At 67.4% G+C, this 6,493-nt stretch carries 6 protein-coding genes; 5 read left to right on the top strand and 1 reads right to left on the bottom strand.

All coding sequences use genetic code 11. The features are described from left to right. The first annotated feature begins 633 nt into the window (after window positions 1–633). The 5 genes from ACH442_RS31665 to ACH442_RS31645 are packed head-to-tail and all read left to right on the top strand — an operon-like array spanning window position 634 to window position 5,524. Complete coding sequence (locus ACH442_RS31665) at window positions 634–1,659, top strand: ABC transporter substrate-binding protein (RefSeq protein WP_396341797.1); 1,026 nt, start codon at window positions 634–636, stop codon at window positions 1,657–1,659. After that, window positions 1,656–2,453 carry an ABC transporter ATP-binding protein gene (locus ACH442_RS31660; protein ID WP_396341796.1) on the top strand — a complete coding sequence of 266 codons (798 nt, stop codon included), beginning with the start codon at window positions 1,656–1,658 and terminating at the stop codon, window positions 2,451–2,453. Before ACH442_RS31665 ends, ACH442_RS31660 begins: the two co-directional genes overlap by 4 nt. Next, window positions 2,446–3,276: an ABC transporter permease gene (locus ACH442_RS31655; RefSeq protein WP_396341795.1), complete on the top strand. Its 831-nt coding sequence runs from the start codon at window positions 2,446–2,448 to the stop codon at window positions 3,274–3,276. The genes ACH442_RS31660 and ACH442_RS31655 overlap by 8 nt, the downstream gene beginning before the upstream one ends. A gap of 14 nt (window positions 3,277–3,290) precedes the next feature. Next, on the top strand, window positions 3,291–4,187 hold the full coding sequence (locus ACH442_RS31650; RefSeq protein ID WP_396341794.1) for a TauD/TfdA dioxygenase family protein: 897 nt from the start codon (window positions 3,291–3,293) through the stop codon (window positions 4,185–4,187). A gap of 2 nt (window positions 4,188–4,189) precedes the next feature. Next, entirely contained in the window at window positions 4,190–5,524 is a 1,335-nt protein-coding gene (locus ACH442_RS31645) for an LLM class flavin-dependent oxidoreductase (RefSeq protein ID WP_396341793.1), read from the top strand. A gap of 41 nt (window positions 5,525–5,565) precedes the next feature. Here ACH442_RS31645 and ACH442_RS31640 read toward each other — a convergent pair whose 3' ends face one another. Continuing rightward, window positions 5,566–6,171 carry a hypothetical protein gene (locus ACH442_RS31640; RefSeq protein WP_396341792.1) on the bottom strand — a complete coding sequence of 202 codons (606 nt, stop codon included), beginning with the start codon at window positions 6,169–6,171 and terminating at the stop codon, window positions 5,566–5,568. Between the last annotated feature and the right edge of the window lie 322 nt (window positions 6,172–6,493).

The raw sequence follows: 6,493 nt of genomic DNA, 5'->3' as shown, positions 1-6,493 counted from the left end.
CTCGCCGTGCCCGCGCGGCCCCGCCGTGCCCGCGCCGCCTCGCCTCGCCGTGCCCGCGCGGCCCCGCCGTGCCCGGGCCGACCCGCTTCGCCGCGGGCCGGGTTGGCTTCACATCGGGAGCGTTTCGCGGCGGCTGCGCGATGTGGACCGGTTCGACGAAGTTGACTGGCGGGGTCGATCGAGGAGATGTGACGGGGGAAAGTCGGCTGCCGAAATAGACGGTCCAAAAGAGCAACAACATTCCCGTTCACCCGCTCCGCGCATTTCCGCAGGTCAGCGCCTTACGCCATTCAATACCCCACTCACCCTATGGGAAATGTATGTGACGTGGGCCACAAAGAGGCTGACGCGGCGTCGCCGGACGTTTACGTTCGTGGACATGAAGCGAGACAAGCGCCTGATCCGGCGTCGTTTCGTCGACTTCCTCCGGGTGTGCACCTGCTCCTGTTGAGGCTGTGACGGCGAAGCACCCCGGCCCGCCGCCCACGACGCCCCACGATCACGGCCGCGCATCGGTGCCCGGTCGCGCTGCTCTGACCGTACCCAATTAGCGGTCTTTGAATTTTCCGGCACATAGAAGGCGATTGCCCACGGCGCTCGTCCGATGAATGCCGCCCATTTTAGGAGTTTTCCGTGACCACTCGTCGAAACGCGATCGCCGGCCTGCTGGGCAGCGCATTCCTGACCGCTACCGGGCTGTCCGCATGCGGCAACAGCCAAGCCTCGGCTTCCGGCAGTCAGGTGAAGGAACTGCGATATCAGGGCAGCGTCGGTTCGGTGACGCTGCCCGAGCTCGCCGCCGACCTCGGTTATCTGGGCGATGTGACGCTCAAGTGGATCGGCAACACGATCAGTGGTCCGCAGGACATTCAGGCCGCCACCACCGGCGACACCGATTTCGGCGGGGCATTCAACGGCGCCGTCGTGAAACTGGCCGCTAACGGCGCACCGGTCACCGCCGTGATCGGTTACTACGGCGTCGACAAGGACACCTACACCGGGTATTACGTGCTCGACGGCAGCCCGATCAAGACCGCCCGCGACCTGATCGGCAAGAAGATCGGCGTCAATACTCTCGGTGCGCACCACGAGGCGGTCATCAAGACCTTCCTGGCGAAGAACAGCCTGACCGACGACGAGATCAAGCAGGTCGAGCTGATCGTGGTCCCGCCGGTCAACACCGAGCAGTCGGTGCGGCAGAGCCAGATCGACGCCGGCGCGCTGGGCGGCGTGCTGCGCGACAAGGCGCTGACCCGCGGCGGTATCCACCCGCTCTTCACCGACTTCGACCTGCTCGGCAAGTTCACCGCGGGCAGCTACATCTTCCGCAACGACTTCATCAAGAAGAACCCGGACACGGTGAAGACGTTCGTCAGCGGCGTCGGCAAGGCGATCGAGTGGGCCCGCACCACCCCCACCGACCAGGTGATCGCCAAGTTCCAGGAGATCGTCAAGAAGCGCGGCCGCAGCGAGGACGACTCCAGCCTGCAGTTCTTCAAGAGCTACGGCGTGGCCGGCAAGGGCGGCGTGATCACCGAGACGGAGTTCCAGACCTGGATCGACTGGCTGACCCGGGCCGGCGAGCTGAAGAAGGACATCAAGGCCGCCGACATCTACAGCAACAGGTACAACTCCTTCGCCGAGGGTGGTGCCGCATGACCGCCAAGATCGTGTTCGAGAACGTCGGCAAGGTCTTCCGGGCCCGCGGGACCACGGTCACCGCGCTCCAGGAGATCAATCTGGACGTCAAGGACGGCGAGTTCCTGGTCATCGTCGGTCCGAGCGGCTGCGGCAAGTCCACTCTGCTCGACCTGCTCGGCGGTCTGACCGAGCCGAGCAGCGGCCGGATCCTGGTCGACGGCAAGCCGGTCACCGGCCCCGGCCTGGACCGCGGCGTGGTCTTCCAGCAGTACGCGCTGCTGCCGTGGCGCACCGCGCAGGGCAACGTCGAGTTCGGCCTGGAGGCCAAGCACGTGCCGCGGCGCGAGCGGGCCGCGAAGGCGCGCGAGTACCTGGACCTCGTCGGCCTGTCCGGCTTCCACGACCGTTATCCGCACGAGCTCTCCGGCGGCATGAAGCAGCGCGTCGCGATCGCCCGCAGCCTCGCCTTCGACCCGGACGTGCTGCTGATGGACGAGCCGTTCGCGGCCCTCGACGCGCAGACCCGCGACGGGCTGCAGGACGAGCTGCTGCGGATCCAGGAGTTGACCGGCAAGACCGTCGTCTTCATCACGCACGGTATCGAAGAGGCCGTCTACCTGGGACGACGCGTCGCGGTGATGACGTCGCGGCCGGGGCGGATCAAGCAGGTCGTCGACGTGCCCATCTTCTCGCAGTCCGAGGACATCCGGTCGGACCCGCAGTTCGCGCACTACCGCCACGAGATCTGGACGCTGCTGCGCGACGAGGTCGACAAGGCCCGCCACGAAGAACTGGAGGCCACCCGTGTCTAGCTCCACCCTGGTCAAGGCGCCCGTGGTGGCGGCCGTCGCGGCCGTACCGGTCGAGCGGTGGAAGGTTGCCCGTTTCTTCGGCAACGCCGTCACCCGCAGTGTCGCCATCATCGCGCTCGCCCTGATCTGGGAGATCTTCCCGCGGCTCGGCCTGGTCGACGCGACGTTCCTGCCACCGCTCTCCGAGGTGCTGGTCGCCTGGTGGGACCTGGTCAAGTCCGGCGAACTGTGGGAGCACACCCGGGCCAGCCTGACCCGCTCGCTCGTCGGCTTCGGCCTGGCGATCGTCGTCTCGATCCCGCTCGGCCTGCTGATCGGCTGGTACAAACCGGTCGCGAACCTGCTGACGCCCCTGCTCGAGGTCTTCCGCAACACCGCCGCGCTGGCGATCCTGCCGGTCTTCGTGCTGATCCTGGGCCTCGGCGAAACCTCGAAGATCGCGATCATCGTGTACGCCTGCGCGTGGCCGATCCTGCTGAACACGGTCAGTGGCGTCCGGACCGTCGACCCGCTCCTGATCAAGTCGGCGCGCTCGCTCGGACTGGGTCCGGTGAGCCTGTTCCAGAAGGTCGTGCTGCCCGCCGCGGTGCCGACGATCTTCACCGGCATCCGGCTGGCCGGGGCGTACTCGATCCTGATCCTGATCGCCGCCGAGATGGTCGGCGCCAAGGCCGGCCTGGGCTACCTCATCAACTACGCCCAGTACAACTTCGCGGTCCCCGACATGTACGCCGGAATCATCACGATCTCCGGCATCGGCCTGATCGTGAACCAGCTCCTGATCCTCACCGAGCGCCGCTTCTCCACCTGGCGCACCTCCTAGAAAAGGGTCCTCCCATGAGTATCGACATTCAGCGCATCGGTGGCCGGATCGGCGCGTCCGTGACCGGCATCGACCTCGGGCAGCCGGTCGGTGAGGCCGAGGCGAAGCAGATCCACGACGCGCTCGTCGAGCACAAGGTGCTCGTCTTCCGCGATCAGCACCTCGACGACGAGCAGCACCAGCGCTTCGCCTCGCTGTTCGGCGAACTGACCCTGGCGCACCCGACCGTCCCGTCCGTCGACGGCCAGGCCAACGTGCTCGAGGTGGCCGGCGGCGAGGGTGCCCGGGCGAACGCCTGGCACACCGACGTGACGTTCGTGGTGGCCCCGCCGAAAGCGACGACGCTGCGGAGTCTGGTCATCCCGCCGTACGGGGGAGACACGCTCTTCTCGAACACCAGTGCCGCCTATCTCGACCTGCCCGAGCACCTGCGCGTCCTGGCCGACCGCCTGTGGGCCGAGCACTCCAACGAGTACGACTACGCCGAGCACCCGCAGTTCCGCTCGGCCGAGGTCGAGGACTACCACAAGGTGTTCGTCTCCACGCGGTACCGCACCGCGCACCCGGTCGTCCGCGTCAACCCCGACTCGGGCCGGCCGAACCTGTTCATCGGCAACTTCGTCACCGGCATCATCGGCCTGTCCAAGTCCGAGTCGCGGGACGTCCTGCGCCTGCTCCAGCACTACGTGACCCGGCCGGAGAACACGCTGCGTCACAAGTGGCAGGTCGGCGACCTGGTCGTCTGGGACAACCGCAGCACCCAGCACTACGCCGCCGACGACTACGGCGACCTGGACCGCAAGCTGCACCGCGTCACCGTCGCCGGTGACGTCCCGGTCGGCATCGACGGCACCAAGAGCTACATCCTCGAGGGCGACGAGGCCACCCACTACACCCCGCAGGTGCCGTGACCATGCCTCGTGACCTGCACCTCAACGCGTTCCTGATGAGCGTCGGCCATCACGAAGCCGCTTGGCGGCTGCCGGAGACCGACCCGTACGCGGATCTCGACGTCGAACACTTCAAGAACCTCGCCCGGATCGCCGAGCGCGGCAAGCTCGACTCGGTCTTCCTCGCCGACGGCCCCGCGCTGTGGGACCAGGTCGGGCGCCGGCCGTCCGCCGCCCTCGAACCGACCGTGCTGCTCACCGCGCTGGCCGGCGCGACCGAGCGCATCGGCCTGATCGCGACGGCGTCGACGACGTACAACGAGCCGTACAACCTGGCCCGGCGTTTCGCGTCGCTGGACGTGGTCAGCGGCGGCCGGGCCGGCTGGAACATCGTGACCACGGCGAACATCGAGGCCGCCCGCAACTTCAACCTCGACCACCTGCCCGCCCACAAGGAGCGTTACGAGCGCGCCGCCGAGTTCGTCGACGTCTCGCTCAAGCTCTGGGATTCCTGGGACGACGACGCGATCCTCGCCGACAAGGAGAACGGCGTCTGGGGCGACGACGCCAAGATCTACCCGCCGGCTCACGCGGGCCAGTTCTACCAGGTCGCCGGAGCGCTGAACGTCCCCCGTTCGGCGCAGGGGCACCCGGTGCTCGTCCAGGCCGGTTCCTCGGAGAACGGGCGGAACTTCGCCGCGAAGTACGCCGAGGCGGTCTTCACCGCGCACCAGACACTTTCGGACGCGCAGGAGTTCTACGACGACCTCAAGCGGCGCGCCGCCGAGCACGGCCGCGACCCGGACCACATCAAGATCCTGCCGGGGATCGTGCCGGTCATCGCGTCCTCGGAGGCCGAGGCACGGGAGAAGGACGCGCAGCTCAACGGCTTGATCAAGCCAGAGTATGCGTTGCCGCAACTGGCCGCGCTGCTCGGCGTACCGGTCTCGGCCCTGAAGCTCGACGCCCAGTTGCCGGACGATCTGCCCGAGGAGCAAGCGATCCAGGGCGCGAAGAGCCGCCGCACCCTGGTGGTCAATCTCGGTCGCCGGGAGAACCTGACAGTCCGCCGGATCATCGCCCGCCTCGGTGGCGGGCGCGGTCACCTGACCTTCGCCGGCACGCCCGTCCAGGTCGCCGACCAGATCCAGAACTGGTTCGAGAACGGGGCGGCGGACGGCTTCAACATCATGCCGCCGGTCCTGCCGTCGTCCCTGACCGATTTCGTCGACCAGGTGGTGCCGATCCTGCAGGAGCGCGGCCTGTTCCGCACCGAGTACACCGGGCGCACGCTGCGCGAACACTACGGCTTGCCCCGGCCGGCCAACCGCAACACGGGTACGCCCGTCCGTATCTGATCAGGTTCATCCGAGAGCCACCCCCACGGCGGGGGTGGCTCTCACTGCGACTGCTCGAACTGGTGCTGCCGGGCGTCCTGCACCCCGGTCATCAACTGGTCCCACCGCGGATCGTCCTGGAAGCGCGCCATCACGATGCGCTCGGCGGAGCGCGCCGACGTGTACTCCCACCAGGCGGCGACCCGGACCGGCCACAGACCGATCCGCAACGCCCCGGCCAGGAAACACCGGTGCGCGGTGAGGGTAGCCGCGAGCACGTCCGGCTCCAGCGCGACGTTCGGATCGTCGAAGGCGGCGCCCAACGCCCGTACATCCCGATGCATCTCCGAATAGGCGACCAGACTGGGCATCGCCGGCACCAGCAGCTCGTCCTCGGGATGAACGACATCATGCGCGTACGCCGGAGTGAACACCACGTCGTCGACCGTCACGATCAGCGGCAGGGACTCGCGGCGCACCTTGATGTCGACCTGAACCGCCGGCTCGCCGGTCGGCACGTGCACCCAGTCGGCGTCGAGCACGTTCCGGAAAGCGATCTGCACCGTGTCGCCGATCGCCGGGACGTGCACCGTGACGAGCCCCGGGCCCGCGGTCACCTCCGTGCCCGGCACTTCCCGCAACATCTCCGCCAGGTCGTCAGTGCGCATGCTGCTGGTTATACGCCAGAGCCGCACGCCGCGCGCGCCCGATCACCCGCACCCTCCTCAGTGCCTGCTCACGCTGATGCTTCAGCAAGATCAAGATTCAAAATCTGAGGATTGCGTACGGTTTTTTGCTGTGACTGCCGTCTCACCCAGCCGATTTGGCGTTGCCCGCGGCAGGGAGTAATGTTTTCCGAGCCGCCAGGGAGACGGGCGAGCGAGCGAGGCCCGCAAGGGGCTCGGAGCGGCCGTCCTGACGGAAAACCTACCAAGATCCCACGATCTAGCATCGTGGCAATTCTCGGTGCGGAAAATCCGGTTGCGAAAC

Origin of the sequence: Actinoplanes sp. NPDC020271 (assembly GCF_044388125.1) — a bacterium.
Taxonomy (GTDB): Bacteria; Actinomycetota; Actinomycetes; order Mycobacteriales; family Micromonosporaceae; genus Actinoplanes.
This window is presented reverse-complemented; position numbering and strand designations above follow the sequence as displayed.